Raw genomic sequence first — 13,008 nt, forward strand, 5'->3', positions numbered from 1 at the left:
TCTTTGTGACGGCGCTGTGGCCGTATGTGTCCATCGTGCGGTATGGCACTGACAATCCGTTCTGACCTGCGCCTTTGCTTCGATCTAAGGTTCGGGATAGTTTTTGCACTGACCAGTCAGTTCAAATTCAGGGGATGGGGGGACCGTGTCCGGAACCGGTGTCACGGCCCATGGCCTCGGGCTCAGGGGCCCTCGCGGCTGGGCCTTCCGCAACGTCACGTTCGACGCGGAGCCCGGCACGCTGATCGCGATCGAGGGACCGTCCGGCTCGGGCCGTACGTGCCTGCTGCTCGCGCTCACCGGGCGGATGAAGGCCACCGAGGGGACGGCGACCGTGGGCGGGGCACGGCTGCCGAAGCAGTTGGCGGCGGTGCGCCGCGTCAGTGCACCGGCCAACGTCGCCGGGGTCACCGACCTCGACCCGGCGCTCACCGTCGGGGAGCACCTGCGCGAACGGGCGCTGCTGCAGCGGAGGTTCGGCGACTCGCTGCGCGCGCTGCTGCGGCCGCGTGCCGAGCGGGCTGCTCAGGCTCAGCTGCGGATCGACACCGCGCTGGCTGCCGCCGGGCTGGACCGGGCGGCGCTGCCCAAGGGCACCCGGACGGCCGTACGGGATCTCGAGCGGCTGGAGGCGCTGCGGCTGTCCATCGCGCTGGCCCTGCTCGGCCGTCCCCGGCTGCTCGGCGTCGACGACACCGACCTCAAGCTCTCGGACGCCGAACGGGCCGAGGCCTGGGCGCTGTTGAGGTCGATCGCCGAGTCCGGGACGACCGTCCTGGCGGTGTGCAGCGAGGCTCCCGAGGACACCGTCGTCGTCACCACCGCGGGGAAGGAGAAGGCCGATGCGCTCGCCGAAACTGGCCGCTCTTGAGCTCAGGCGCTTCGGCAGGGGCAAGCTGCCGAGGGCCGCCCTGGTGGCGCTCCTGGTGCTGCCGCTGCTGTACGGCGCCCTGTACCTGTGGTCGTTCTGGGACCCGTACGGCCGTCTGGACCGCATCCCCGTGGCGCTCGTCAACGACGACAAGGGGGCGACGGCCGACGGCAGGAAGGTCGAGGCAGGCGACGACATCACCGAGGGGCTGCGCGACAGCCAGGTCTTCGACTGGCACGAGGTGAGCGCCGACGAGGCACGCGCGGGCGTGGAGGACGGCAGGTACTACCTGTCGCTGACCATGCCGGCCGACTTCAGCCGGCGGATCGCCTCCAGCGCGGGCGACTCCCCGGAGACGGGCGCGCTCCAGGTGCGTACGAACGACGCGAACAACTACATCGTCGGGCAGATCTCGCGGACGGTGTTCAGCGAGGTGCGGACGGCTGCGTCCACCAAGACGTCGCGGACCTTCCTGGACAAGATCTTCATCTCGTTCTCCGACATCCACGGTGCGACGGTGAAGGCGGCGAACGGCGCCGACAAGCTCAACGGTGGCATCGGGAAGGCGGAGAAGGGCTCGAAGGACCTCGCCGACGGGCTGACGGACGCCAAGGACGGCAGCGGCAAGCTGTCCAAGGGCCTGAAGAAGCTCGACACGGGCGCGGGCGACCTGGAGGACGGTTCGAGGCAGGTCGCGGCGGGCACGCAGACGCTCGCCGACAAGGTCAACGGGGTCGACAAGAAGGTGGGCCCGTTCCTGAAGGACAACGAGAAGACCATCGGGGACACCGCCCAGCTGGTCGCAGACTCCTCGAAGGCGATCCGCGACAACCTCGACACCCTGGTGAAGACGGCTCCGGCCGCCGCCAAGGGCGCCCACACCGCCTCCGACACGCTGGACGACGTCTACAAGGCGCGCTGCGAGGACGCCGTACTGCCGGATCCGGCCTGCTCCGACCTGAAGAAGGCGAGGGACGCGGCCGCGGACGTCGCGACGGTCGCCGACGACCTGAACACGCTCATCGGCGACCAGGACGGCGATCTGAAGAAGCTCGACAAGAGCCTGGCCACCCTGCAGACGCAGGCTCAGGCGCTTGCCGACCGCGCGCCGCATCTCTTCGAGGACCTCGACGACGCCGTATCGAAGATCAACAAGCTGAACGAGGGAGCCGGGAAGGTCGCCGCGGGCGCGAAGAAGCTGCACAAGGGGCTCGGCACGGCCGACAGCGGCGCCGGAGACCTGGACGAGGGCGTCGGCAAGCTCAAGACGGGCGCCGAGACCCTCAACGGCGGCATGTACAAGCTCGTCGACGGCTCCGGGAAGCTCGCGGGCGGGCTGCACGACGGCGCCGGGAAGATCCCCGACTACGCCAAGAAGGACCGCGATCAGCGCACCGAGGTCATGGCCGATCCGGTCCAGCTGGTCTCCAAGGACCTGCACAAGGCGCCCAACTACGGCACCGGGTTCGCCCCGTACTTCATCCCGCTCTCCCTGTGGGTGGGCGCGATGGTGGCGTACATGCTGATCCCGCCGATGAACCGGCGCGCGCTCGCCGCGGGCGCCTCGGCGTGGCGGATCGCGCTGGCGGGCTGGCTTCCGGTGGTCGCGGTCGGCGTGCTGCAGACGGTGGCCCTGATGTCGGTGCTGCACTGGGCGATCGGTCTGCAGATGGTGCGGGCGGCCGGCACGGTGGGCTTCCTGTGCCTGGTGACGGCGTGCTTCGCGGCGATCGTGCAGTGGCTCAACGCACGCTTCGGGGCGGCGGGCCGGATCCTCGTACTCGCCCTGCTGATGCTGCAGTTGACGTCCGCGGGCGGCACCTACCCCGTGCAGACCAGTCCGGGCTTCTTCAACGCGATCCATCCCTTCCTGCCGATGAGTTACGTCGTGGAGGCTCTGAGGAGGCTCATCACGGGCGGCGGCCTGGGACCGGTGTGGCACGCGTGCGTGGTGCTCGTCGCGTTCACCGCGGGCGCCCTCGCGCTGACCGCGGTGTCGGCCCGCCGGCGTCAGGTGTGGACGCTGGACCGGCTGCACCCGGAGCTGAGCCTGTGAGCACGCAGGTGACTTCTCCGGGGACGGCTCCTGTGACAATCAGGACCATGGAAAGCAGCAGCGCCACGCCGGGCGTCAGCACCCGCCGCGAGGCCACCCGGCAGAAGCTCTACGAGGCGGCCGTCACTCTCATCGCCGAGCAGGGCTTCTCCGCGACCACGGTGGACGAGATCGCGGAACGGGCCGGGGTCGCGAAGGGCACGGTCTACTACAACTTCGCGAGCAAGTCCGTCCTCTTCGAGGAGCTGCTGCGGCACGGTGTGGGACTTCTCACCGCCTCCCTGAGGGAAGCGGCCGAGCGGACGGCCCGGGACGGCGGCAGCAAGGTGGACGCCCTGGACGCGATGGTCCGGGCCGGCCTCGTCTTCATCGACCGCTATCCGGCCTTCACTCAGCTGTACGTGGCCGAGCTGTGGCGCACCAACAGGGCCTGGCAGTCCACGCTGATGGTGGTGCGGCAGGAGGCCGTGGCGGTCGTCGAGGGTGTGCTGCGCGAGGGTGTGGACAACGGCGAGTTCAGCGACGAGATCGATGTGTCGCTGACAGCTTCCGCGCTGGTCGGCATGGTTCTGGTGGCCGCGCTGGACTGGCAGTCCTTCCAGCCGGAGCGCTCCCTGGACGATGTCCACGCGGCGCTGTCCCGGCTGCTCCAGGGGCGCGTGAGCGGTCACCGCCAGGAGCGCTGAACGACATACGAAAGCGCCGGTCCGATGTGGCCGCGTCCCCCGCGGGCCACCTCGAACCGGCGCCTTCTCGTACTCCCCCGTACTTCCCCCTGGTCCCCCCGTTGGGCCCCCGTTTCGGTCGTTCCCCCGGGTCCCCCGTGCCTCGCTCCCGCCGACAACCGCCGGCGGAAGGAGCGGATCCGGTGCCGCCCCGTTCCGGCGCCCCGTGTCGCCGGTTCCGGAGCCGTGCCCCTTTTCCGTGTCTCCACTGTCTCGTTCACGCAGGTCGGGGCCCATCCGCGCGCGTACTCAACTCACTCACTAGGTACGGATACTCAGCCCTGCGCACTCACCCCCAGAACGCTCCGTTGCCCACTGGTTACGAACGCCCCCGCGCCGGTACTCCCCTCATCCGCACCACTCGTGCCGTGACTGTCAGTGGCGGTCGATAAAGTCGCAGGCATGGGACGGATTGCGGTGATCGGCGCCGGGATGGGCGCGATGGCGGCCGCCGCCCGGCTGGCCGTCGCGGGCCACCGGGTGGCGGTGTACGAGCGCACGGAGACATACGGCGGTGCGGTGGGCCGGTTCGAGCGGGACGGGTTCGGCTTCGACACCGGCCCCGGGCTGCTGACGCTGCCGGCTGTGTACCGCGACCTGTTCATCAAGACCGGCAAGCAGCCGCTGGAGGAGTGCGTCGAGCTGGTCCAGGTCGACCCGTCCTCGAGGCACGTCTTCGCGGACGGCACAGAGGTGTCGCTGCCGAACGCCTCGCGCGCGGGCGTCGTCGCCGCCCTGGACGAGGCGCTCGGGGCGGGCGCGGGCGCACGCTGGGGCGACTTCCTGGTGCGGGCCCGCGAGGCCTGGGACCGCACCCGCCGGCCGCTGCTGGAGGAGCCCCTGTGGCCCAACTGGTCGGTGCTGGCCGAGCGCGAGCCGTACCCGGCGGTCCCGCACAAGCGGCTGCTGCGCACACGTCGGGCGACCACGCTCGCCGAGATCGGCGCCTGGGAGCTGCGCGACCCGCGCCTCGCGGCGCTGCTGGACGGCTACGCCCTCGCGTACGGCGTCGACCCGGGCACCGCCCCGGCGAGCGCGGCCGTGCTGCCGTACATGGAGCATGCCTTCGGCACCTGGTATGTGCAGGGCGGCATACGGGAGTTGGCGCGGGCGCTGTACGAGCGGTGCCTGGCGCGGAAGGTCGAATTCGTCTTCGGCGCGGAGGTCACCGGGGTCCTGGAGAAGGACGGCCGCGCGGCCGGCGTGGAGCTGGCCGACGGGACGGTGACGGAGGCGGACACGGTGGTCGGTGCGGGCCCCTGGCGGCTGCGCGGCCTCGTGCCGGGGCGGGAGCTGTACGGGGCGAAGGACCTCGGACCCGGCGCCGAGGACCTGCACCCGGGCCGGGTGGTGGTCTGCCTCGCGCTGCGCGGCGGACGGGAGCCCGATGCCGTGCACCGCACGGTGGTGCACGCGCCGGCCGCGGCGGACGAGCTGTCCCTGTTCGGTCCGGGCAGGACGCCCGAGCGGCCCACGGTCCGGGTCGACCGCCCGGACGACCCGGTCCTGCGCCCCGACGCCGAGCATGAGTCCGTGGTGCTGACCGCGACAGTGCCGTCCGGGACGGGGTACGACTGGACAGCGCCGGGAGCCGCCGACGCCTTCGCGGACCGGATGGTCGCCGCCGCCGAGCGCGCGGTACCGGGGCTGCGGGAGCGGACGCTGTGGCGGGAGGTCCGTACCCCCGTGCACACCGAGCGGGAGACGGGGGCCGAGGGTGGCGCCGTCCCCCCGCCCTCGCTGGCGTCCGCCGAGGGAACCCTGCACCCGTCCAACTGCACTGCGATACCGGGCCTGTTCACCGCCGGTGGCTGGTCGCATCCCGGCGGCGGACTGGCGCACGCGGGTATGTCGGGCGCGCTGGTGGCGGGGCTGGTCGTGGAGGGGCCGGAGTTCCGGGGCTCTCAGTGAGCGCCTGCCGCTGAGGGGGCCTCAGAAGGAGGGAGCCTCAGAAGCGGTACTGCTCGTCGTACCCGGCGCCGCCCTGCTGCTGTTGCTGCTGCTGTCCGTTGCCCTGGTACGGGTACGGCTGCTCCTGCGGGAGTTCGCCGCCGTAGGTCTCGTCGGTGCGCTGCTGCGGGACCCAGACGCCGCCGGACGGGGTCTCGCCGCCGTAGGTGCCGGTGGCGTACTGGTCCTGGCCGTAGGCCTGCTGGCCGTACTGCCCGTACGAGGTGTCGTAGCCGCCGCCGTAGGTCTGGGTGCCGATGTACGGGTCGGAGTAGGCGGCGTACTGCTGCTGACCGGTGGTGTCGTAGCCGTACTGCTGCTGGTCGTAGCCGGAGTAGCCGTCGTACGCGTAGTTCTGGTCGACGCCCTGGGCGGCCGTCGCGTACTGGCCCTGGCCGGTGTTCGCGTCGGCGGCGGCCGCGTACGCGGAGTCGTTGTATATGCCGTAGGAGCCGGTGTCGTCGGGCAGGGGCTGCGGCTCGTACACGGCGGTGGTCTCGGCGGCCGCGGGCCGGGCGGGGGTGAAGACGTCGTCGCGGTCGTACTCGTCGTCCTGGCCGTAGGCGACGCTGTCGCGGTTGTACGAGCCGGTGTCGCCGTAACCGCCTTCGCCCGGCTCCAGGTCGGAGACCTCCAGCGTCGGGTCCTGGCGGTCGGGCTCGCCGCGGCGGCGCTTGCTGCTGCCGCCGAGGCCCGAGCGGCTGACCGCCCAGCCGGAGGCGAAGCCGCGGCGGAACGACAGCGTGACGTAGGTCTGGCCGACCGCGAAGGCGGCCGCGCCCAGGCCGATGACGATCACGGAGGGGATCAGCACACCCACCACGACGCCCAGGAAGCCGGCGAAGGCGAGCAGCCGCCAGCGCAGCCGCGCCTTGTACTGCAGCAGCACCTCACCGAGCAGCCACAGCGCGACGATTCCGAACGCGATGTAGAGGACCGTCCAGCCCATGTACGCCCCTCTCCCAGTCGCCGCTACGCAGTGTGTCGTATACCCGTGCGGCCGGTCTAGGCCTGCGGTGGGTGGTGCAGGCCCAGGTTTTCGTAGATTTCCAGCGTCGCCGTGGAGTTGTTGAGCGTGATGAAGTGCAGTCCGGGCACTCCCTCGGCCAGCAGCCGCGCGCAGAACTCCGTGGCGAATTCGATGCCAATGGAGCGTACAGCGGTCGGATCGTCTTTTGCTGTGAGGATCCGCTCTTTCAGGGCGGAGGGGATGTGGGCGTTGCTGAGCTGTGGCAACCGCTCCAGCATCTTCACACTGGTCACCGGCATGACCTCGGGGATGACGGGCGTCTCGCAGCCGGCCGCGGCGACTCGGTCACGCAGCCGCAGATAGGACTCGGGCTGGAAGAACATCTGCGTGATGGCGTAGTCGGCGCCGGCCCGGCACTTGTCGACGAAGTGGGTGACGTCCGCGTCCCAGTCCGCGGAGCGCGGGTGCATCTCCGGGAAGGCCGCGACGCCGACGCAGAAGTCGCCCGACTCCTTGATGAGCCGGACGAGTTCGGCGGCGTAGGTCAGGCCCGTCGGGTGCGGCACCCAGTCGCCCATGGGGTCGCCGGGCGGGTCGCCGCGCACGGCGAGCATGTTGCGGATCCCGGCGTCGGCGTACTGGCCGATGATGTTGCGCAGCTCGGCGAGGGAGTGGTTGACCGCGGTGAGGTGGGCGACCGGGGTGAGCGTGGTGTCGGCGGCGATCTGCTCGGTCGCCTTCACCGTGCCCGCGCGGGTAGAGCCGCCCGCGCCGTACGTCACGGAGACGAAGCTCGGGGCCACGGCCTCGACCCTGCGGAGCGCGTTCCAGAGGTTCCGCTCGCCCTTCTCCGTCTTGGGAGCCCAGAACTCGAACGAGTACGTCGCCTTGCCGGTCGCGAGCATGTCGCGGACGGTGCGCGCGTGGTCAGTCCTGGTGGATGCGGTTCCGAGGGCCATACCCGCAGGTTAGCCAGGGGCAGACGGTCCCCCAACCGGACGTCGGAAATTTGCCCGATTTGTCGAGTTGTTGTCCACCCCTTGGACAAACGTGAGACAACCGGAGGCAGTGGGCCGTCCCTAGGCCTGCCGCAGCCGCTTCGTGAACTCCGCCGCCGCGGCGCCCGGGTCGTCCGCCCCCGTGATCGCGCGGACCACCACGACCCGGCGGGCGCCGGCCTCGAGCACCTTGTCCAGGTTGCCGAGGTCGATGCCGCCGATGGCGAACCAGGGGCGGTCGGTGCCGAGGCCCGCGGTGTGGCGGACCAGGTCGAGGCCGGGTGCGTGGCGGCCGGGCTTGGTGGGGGTCGGCCAGCAGGGGCCGGTGCAGAAGTAGTCGACGCCCTCCTGGACGGCGGCTGCCTCGGCTTCCGCCTCCGCGTGCGTGGAGCGGCCTATGAGGACGTCGCCGCCGAGGATCGCACGGGCCGCGGGGACCGGGAGGTCGCCCTGGCCGAGGTGGAGTACGCCGGCGTCGGCGGCGTGGGCGACGTCCGCGCGGTCGTTGACGGCGAGGAGCTTGCCGTGGCGGGCGCAGGCGTCGGCGAAGACCTTGAGGTGCTCCAGCTCCTCGGCCGCCTCCATGCCCTTGTCGCGCAGCTGCACGATGTCGACGCCGCCCGCCAGGACGGCGTCCAGGAACTCGGGCAGGTCGCCCTGCTCCCTGCGGGCGTCCGTGCAGAGGTAGAGCCGGGCGTCGGAGAGCTGGGCGCGAGCGTCGGCGCCGGACGTGACGGGCATGCAGGGTCCCCCGGTGTCGGTGGTATACGGGCCGCGGACCGGTGCGGTCGGCCGCGACCGGGCCGTAGTGAACCACAGGCATGGCTCGCTCGGCCGCGGTGGATCGCGGCCGTGGCCCTCGCCGGCCACGGCCCGTACGCCGGACGGTGTTCAGTCGGCCTGTTCGGTCAGGCCTGTTCGGGTCAGACGGCGAGCGCCTGGGCCCGGCGCTTCACCTCCGTGCCGCGATTCTCGCTGAGCGCCTGCGCGGGGGTGCCGGGCAGGCTGTCGTCGGGGGTGAAGAGCCACTCCAGCATCTCTTCGTCGGAGAAGCCGTCGTCCCGCAGGAGCGTCAGGGTCCCGGTCAGGCCCTTGACGACCTTCTGCTCGGCCCCGTCGATGAAGGCGGCGGGGACGTGCAGTGCGCGGTTCTCGCCACGGCGTACGGCGATGAGCTGGCCCTCCTTGACCAGCTGCCGCACACGCGTCACCTCGACATCGAGCATCTCTGCGATGTCGGGGAGGGTGAGCCAGGCGGGGACGAGAGCATCGATCTTTGCGTCAATCTCGGTCACGGAACAAGCCTGCCATCCCGCACTGACAGTCGGAAGCCGGGATCGTCCGACCAGCGGTTTCGCGTTACGCCGTGGCCGCCTTCAAGGGCCGTGCCGGATCCGCCAGCAGCCCCGGATCCATCGGCGTACCCGCCTCTATCAGCCGCCTGCCCTGCGCCAGGTCCCGCGGCCTGCCCACCGCCAGCAGGGCGACGAGGCGGTTGTCACGGAGCCAGCAGACGGACCAGGCGGGGCCCGACGGGTCGCCGCGCCACAGGGTCGTGTCGGCGGAGGTGTGGTGGCCGGCGTACTGGACGAAGCGGCCGAACTGCTCGGACCAGAAGTACGGGACGGGGTCGTAGACCGCCGGCGGCTCCCCGGTGGCCTCGCCGATGATGTTCGCGGCGACCGTGCGCGGGCCCTGGAGGGCGTTGTCCCAGTGGTGGACCAGCAGGCGCTCGCCGTACCTTCCCGAAGGGAAGGATGCGCAGTCGCCCACCGCATAGACGTCCGGTGCCGAGGTGCGCAGGTGGTCGTCGGCCACGACCTCGCGGTGCACCCCGAGGTCGATGCCGGAGTCGGCGAGCCAGGCCGTGGCGGGGCGCGCGCCGATGCCGACCACGACCGCGCCCGCGGGCAGCCGCGCGCCGTCGTCGAGGACGACCGAGCCGGGTTCGATGCGCTCCACGCGCGCGTGCGTACGCAGCGACGCGCCGGCGTCGGCGTACCAGGACGTCATCGGCGCCGCCACCTCGGCGGGCAGCGCGCCCGCGAGCGGCCGGTCCGCGGCCTCGACGACGGTCACCGCGCAGCCCGCCTCGCGCGCTGCCGTGGCGAACTCGGCGCCGATCCAGCCCGCGCCGACCACCACGATGTCGTGCTGCCGGGCGAGCACGGGCCGCAGCCGCTCGGCGTCGTCCAGGGTGCGCAGCAGATGCACTCCGGGCACGCCCTCGGCGCCCGGCAGCCGGATCGGTTCGGCGCCGGTGGCGAGGACCAGGACGTCGTACGGGACGGGCCCGGCCTCGGTGTCCAGTTCGTGCTCGGCGGAGCGCACGCCCAGGGCCTCCCGCCCCAGCTGCAGCTCGATGCCGAGCGCCTCGAAGTCGACGTCGAAGGCGGAGCCCTCGGACTTGCCGAGCAGGACGGCCTTGGACAGCGGTGGCCGGTCGTACGGCTGGTGGGGCTCGGCGCCGATCAGCGTGACGGTGCCGGTGAAGCCCTGCTCGCGCAGGGCGACGGCGGTCTGCACACCGGCCATGCCCGCGCCGACGACGACCACGCGCCGTCCCGGTGCCGTGCTCGCGTCCCGTGTCTGCTCGCTCACCTGATCACCATAGACAACTGACAAATTGTCAGTCAGGAGTCGTGCGCCGTGACCTGCTGCACAAGGGCCGGCTCAGGCGTCGGCGACCTGCTCCACCACACTCGTCCCGCTGCCCGGCTGCGACTCCCACTCCCAGGTCTCCTCGAGGCGCACCCGTCCGTCCGGCAGCTCCACCACCGTCGACACGCAGTGTCCCGAGGACGTCGTCCCGTCGTGCTTGAGCTGCACGTACCGGAAGTCCAGCCGGTCACCCGACCGAGTACCCACAAGGTGCCCGCGTACGACGTCGCCGCCCGCGTACTCGGCCCAGATCTCGCCGTCCTTCTCGTGGTACGTGAAGCGCGTACGGGTACCCACCTGACCTGGGGCTTGGTCGGCGACGGGCGCGAGGACGAGGCCGTCCAGCGAGCGGGGCATGACAGGAGGCTCCCTTACAGAGGCGTCGGGGGGCGGGCTAGGGTGGCCAACGTACAAGCACTCGCGGGAGCCCGGACGCACCGGGCTGAGAGGGAGGCTGGCGGCCTCCGACCGTACGAACCTGATCCGGGTCATGCCGGCGAAGGGAGGGGCTGGACGCCCATGTCGTCACGTACGTCAGACGTCCTCGTCATCGGGGGCGGAATCATCGGCCTGGTCACGGCCTGGCGCGCCGCTCAGCGCGGGTTCGCCACGGCCGTCGTGGACCCCGAACCGGGCGGCGGGGCCGCCCAGGTGGCCGCCGGGATGCTGGCCGCCGTCACCGAGCTGCACTACGGCGAGCAGACCCTGCTCGGCCTGAACCTCGCCTCGGCCCGCCGCTATCCGGACTTCGCGGCCGAGCTCACCGAGGTCACCGGGCTCGACCTCGGCTACCGCCAGTGCGGCACGCTCGCCGTCGCGCTGGACGCCGACGACCGCGCCCACCTGCGCGAACTGCATGCCCTGCAGCGGCAGTCGGGCCTGGAGTCCGAGTGGCTGTCGGGGCGCGACTGCCGGCGCCTGGAGCCGATGCTCGCGCCGGGCGTGCGCGGGGGGCTCAGGGTCGACGGCGACCACCAGATCGACCCGCGGCGCCTGGCACGCGCGCTCGTGGCCGCCTGCGAGCGGGCCGGAGTCGTGTTCCACCGGGTGTGGGCCGAGCGTTTCCATGTCGTACGGGACCGGGCCGCCGGCGTCACCACGGCGGACGGCGCCGAGCTGGGCGCGGGCCAGGTGGTGCTGGCCGCGGGCAGCCTCAGCGGGCGCCTGCCGGGCATCCCGGACGACGCACTGCCGCCGGTGCGGCCGGTGAAGGGGCAGGTGCTGCGACTGACCGTGCCGAAGCGGTTCGCGCCGTTCCTGAGCCGCACCGTGCGTGCCGTCGTCCGCGGCAGCCACGTCTACCTGGTGCCGCGCGAGAACGGCGAGCTGGTGATCGGCGCGACCAGCGAGGAGCTGGGCTGGGACACCACGGTCACCGCGGGCGGGGTGTACGAGCTGCTGCGCGACGCGCACGAACTCGTCCCCGGGATCACCGAACTGCCCCTGACGGAGACGCGCGCGGGCCTGCGCCCCGGCTCCCCCGACAACGCCCCGCTGCTCGGCCCGACGGAGCTGCCCGGACTGCTGCTGGCCACCGGCCACTACCGCAACGGCGTGCTGCTCACGCCGGTCACCGGCGACGCGCTGGCGCACGCCCTGGCCACCGGTGAGCTCCCGGACGAGGCCCGCCCGTTCACCCCGAAGCGCTTCGCGCTCATGGAGCAGCCCGTATGAACATCTCCGTCAACGGAGAGCCGCGGGAGTTCGCTCCCGGCACGGCTCTCGACACCGTCGTACGCGCGCTGACCCCGGCTCCCTCCGGAGTGGCAGCCGCCCTCAACGAAACCGTCGTCCCGCGCGCGCAGTGGCCGTCGACGTCCCTGACCGACGGGGACCGCGTCGAGGTCCTCACCGCCGTCCAAGGAGGCTGAACCATGGCCGACGACCCCTTTGTCATCGGCGGTACGTCCTTCACGTCCCGCCTGATCATGGGCACCGGCGGTGCCCCCAGCCTGGAGGTGCTGGAGCGGGCGCTGGTGGCCTCGGGCACGGAGCTGACGACGGTCGCGATGCGCCGCGTCGACCCTTCGGTGCACGGTTCCGTCCTGTCCGTCCTGGAGAAGCTCGGCATCCAGGTGCTGCCGAACACGGCCGGCTGCTTCACCGCGGGGGAGGCGGTGCTGACCGCACGGCTGGCGCGCGAGGCCCTCGGCACCGACCTGATCAAGCTCGAGGTCATCGCCGACGAGCGCACCCTCCTGCCCGACCCGATCGAGCTGCTGGACGCCGCCGAGACCCTGGTCGACGACGGTTTCACCGTGCTGCCGTACACGAACGACGACCCCGTGCTGGCGCGCAAGCTGGAGGACGTCGGCTGTGCGGCGATCATGCCGCTGGGCTCGCCGATCGGCTCCGGGCTCGGCATCCGCAATCCGCACAACTTCCAGCTGATCACCGAGCACGCGCGCGTACCGGTGATTCTGGACGCGGGCGCCGGTACGGCGTCGGACGCGGCGCTCGCGATGGAGCTGGGGTGCGCGGGTGTGATGCTCGCCTCGGCGGTGACGCGGGCGCAGGAGCCGCAGTTGATGGCCGAGGCCATGAAGCACGCCGTGGACGCGGGCCGGCTGGCGTTCCGGGCGGGCCGCATCCCGCGCCGCCATTTCGCCGAGGCGTCCTCGCCCCACGAGGGGCGCGCGCACCTGGATCCCGAGCGCCCCGCGTTCTGAACGGACGTTCGAAAAGATCCGGAAGTCGGTGCGACGTCCGTCACAGCTCGGCTGCAGTAGCGCCCCGATCCCGCAGGATCCAACGGCCCTGTCAGTCGCGGCTCGTAC

The 13,008-nt window shown here is 71.8% G+C and carries 13 protein-coding genes and 1 riboswitch; of the genes, 7 read left to right on the forward strand and 6 right to left on the reverse strand.

From position 1 onward, the window contains the following. The first annotated feature begins 145 nt into the window (after positions 1 to 145). The 4 genes from ACFY1L_RS26110 to ACFY1L_RS26125 all read left to right on the forward strand — a co-directional run bounded on the left by ACFY1L_RS26110 (position 146) and on the right by ACFY1L_RS26125 (position 5,563). Positions 146 to 871: an ATP-binding cassette domain-containing protein gene (locus ACFY1L_RS26110; protein ID WP_388828951.1), complete on the forward strand. Its 726-nt coding sequence runs from the start codon at positions 146 to 148 to the stop codon at positions 869 to 871. Next, positions 843 to 2,927, forward strand: coding sequence for a YhgE/Pip family protein (locus ACFY1L_RS26115; RefSeq protein ID WP_388828954.1), 2,085 nt, complete (start codon positions 843 to 845; stop codon positions 2,925 to 2,927). The genes ACFY1L_RS26110 and ACFY1L_RS26115 overlap by 29 nt, the downstream gene beginning before the upstream one ends. 47 nt (positions 2,928 to 2,974) lie before the next feature. Beyond that, positions 2,975 to 3,613 carry a TetR/AcrR family transcriptional regulator gene (locus ACFY1L_RS26120; protein WP_388828961.1) on the forward strand — a complete coding sequence of 213 codons (639 nt, stop codon included), beginning with the start codon at positions 2,975 to 2,977 and terminating at the stop codon, positions 3,611 to 3,613. Positions 3,614 to 4,054: 441 nt separating this feature from the next. Then, on the forward strand, positions 4,055 to 5,563 hold the full coding sequence (locus tag ACFY1L_RS26125; protein ID WP_388828965.1) for a phytoene desaturase family protein: 1,509 nt from the start codon (positions 4,055 to 4,057) through the stop codon (positions 5,561 to 5,563). Between the two features lie 37 nt (positions 5,564 to 5,600). Here ACFY1L_RS26125 and ACFY1L_RS26130 read toward each other — a convergent pair whose 3' ends face one another. The 6 genes from ACFY1L_RS26130 to ACFY1L_RS26155 all read right to left on the reverse strand — a co-directional run bounded on the left by ACFY1L_RS26130 (position 5,601) and on the right by ACFY1L_RS26155 (position 10,588). Then, positions 5,601 to 6,551: a hypothetical protein gene (locus tag ACFY1L_RS26130; RefSeq protein WP_388828968.1), complete on the reverse strand. Its 951-nt coding sequence runs from the start codon at positions 6,549 to 6,551 to the stop codon at positions 5,601 to 5,603. A 56-nt stretch (positions 6,552 to 6,607) separates the two neighbouring features. Continuing rightward, positions 6,608 to 7,531 carry a methylenetetrahydrofolate reductase [NAD(P)H] gene (gene metF, locus ACFY1L_RS26135; protein WP_388828971.1) on the reverse strand — a complete coding sequence of 308 codons (924 nt, stop codon included), beginning with the start codon at positions 7,529 to 7,531 and terminating at the stop codon, positions 6,608 to 6,610. 120 nt (positions 7,532 to 7,651) lie between these two features. Beyond that, positions 7,652 to 8,311: a thiamine phosphate synthase gene (gene thiE, locus ACFY1L_RS26140; protein ID WP_388828974.1), complete on the reverse strand. Its 660-nt coding sequence runs from the start codon at positions 8,309 to 8,311 to the stop codon at positions 7,652 to 7,654. Positions 8,312 to 8,493: 182 nt separating this feature from the next. Further along, positions 8,494 to 8,865, reverse strand: coding sequence for an Rv2175c family DNA-binding protein (locus tag ACFY1L_RS26145; protein ID WP_329340128.1), 372 nt, complete (start codon positions 8,863 to 8,865; stop codon positions 8,494 to 8,496). Positions 8,866 to 8,929: 64 nt separating this feature from the next. Beyond that, positions 8,930 to 10,171, reverse strand: coding sequence for an NAD(P)/FAD-dependent oxidoreductase (locus ACFY1L_RS26150; protein ID WP_388828977.1), 1,242 nt, complete (start codon positions 10,169 to 10,171; stop codon positions 8,930 to 8,932). Positions 10,172 to 10,243: 72 nt separating this feature from the next. Then, on the reverse strand, positions 10,244 to 10,588 hold the full coding sequence (locus tag ACFY1L_RS26155) for a hypothetical protein (RefSeq protein WP_361256422.1): 345 nt from the start codon (positions 10,586 to 10,588) through the stop codon (positions 10,244 to 10,246). Positions 10,589 to 10,641: 53 nt separating this feature from the next. After that, positions 10,642 to 10,753, forward strand: a riboswitch (TPP riboswitch). Here ACFY1L_RS26155 and thiO point away from each other — a divergent pair. From thiO to ACFY1L_RS26170, 3 genes are all read left to right on the forward strand, one after another. Continuing rightward, a complete protein-coding gene (thiO, locus tag ACFY1L_RS26160; protein ID WP_388828980.1) occupies positions 10,751 to 11,905 on the forward strand; it encodes a glycine oxidase ThiO in 1,155 nt (384 codons plus the stop codon). Its footprint overlaps the riboswitch before it by 3 nt. Beyond that, positions 11,902 to 12,102: a sulfur carrier protein ThiS gene (gene thiS / locus ACFY1L_RS26165; RefSeq protein ID WP_388828983.1), complete on the forward strand. Its 201-nt coding sequence runs from the start codon at positions 11,902 to 11,904 to the stop codon at positions 12,100 to 12,102. The genes thiO and thiS overlap by 4 nt, the downstream gene beginning before the upstream one ends. Before the next feature lie 3 nt (positions 12,103 to 12,105). Beyond that, complete coding sequence (locus tag ACFY1L_RS26170; protein WP_388828986.1) at positions 12,106 to 12,900, forward strand: thiazole synthase; 795 nt, start codon at positions 12,106 to 12,108, stop codon at positions 12,898 to 12,900. The last annotated feature ends 108 nt before the right edge of the window (positions 12,901 to 13,008 follow it).

Source organism: Streptomyces sp. NPDC001663, from assembly GCF_042893105.1.
Classification (GTDB): Bacteria; Actinomycetota; Actinomycetes; order Streptomycetales; family Streptomycetaceae; genus Streptomyces.

What these genes read in the sequence shown, in the direction of transcription:
- ACFY1L_RS26115 (WP_388828954.1), top strand. Translation starts at nt 843, where the DNA reads ATGCGCTCGCCGAAACTGGCCGCTCTTGAGCTCAGGCGCTTCGGCAGG.
- ACFY1L_RS26120 (WP_388828961.1), top strand. Translation starts at nt 2,975, where the DNA reads ATGGAAAGCAGCAGCGCCACGCCGGGCGTCAGCACCCGCCGCGAGGCC.
- ACFY1L_RS26125 (WP_388828965.1), top strand. Translation starts at nt 4,055, where the DNA reads ATGGGACGGATTGCGGTGATCGGCGCCGGGATGGGCGCGATGGCGGCC.
- ACFY1L_RS26130 (WP_388828968.1), bottom strand. Translation starts at nt 6,551, where the DNA reads ATGGGCTGGACGGTCCTCTACATCGCGTTCGGAATCGTCGCGCTGTGG.
- metF (WP_388828971.1), bottom strand. Translation starts at nt 7,531, where the DNA reads ATGGCCCTCGGAACCGCATCCACCAGGACTGACCACGCGCGCACCGTC.
- thiE (WP_388828974.1), bottom strand. Translation starts at nt 8,311, where the DNA reads ATGCCCGTCACGTCCGGCGCCGACGCTCGCGCCCAGCTCTCCGACGCC.
- ACFY1L_RS26155 (WP_361256422.1), bottom strand. Translation starts at nt 10,588, where the DNA reads ATGCCCCGCTCGCTGGACGGCCTCGTCCTCGCGCCCGTCGCCGACCAA.
- thiO (WP_388828980.1), top strand. Translation starts at nt 10,751, where the DNA reads ATGTCGTCACGTACGTCAGACGTCCTCGTCATCGGGGGCGGAATCATC.
- thiS (WP_388828983.1), top strand. Translation starts at nt 11,902, where the DNA reads ATGAACATCTCCGTCAACGGAGAGCCGCGGGAGTTCGCTCCCGGCACG.
- ACFY1L_RS26170 (WP_388828986.1), top strand. Translation starts at nt 12,106, where the DNA reads ATGGCCGACGACCCCTTTGTCATCGGCGGTACGTCCTTCACGTCCCGC.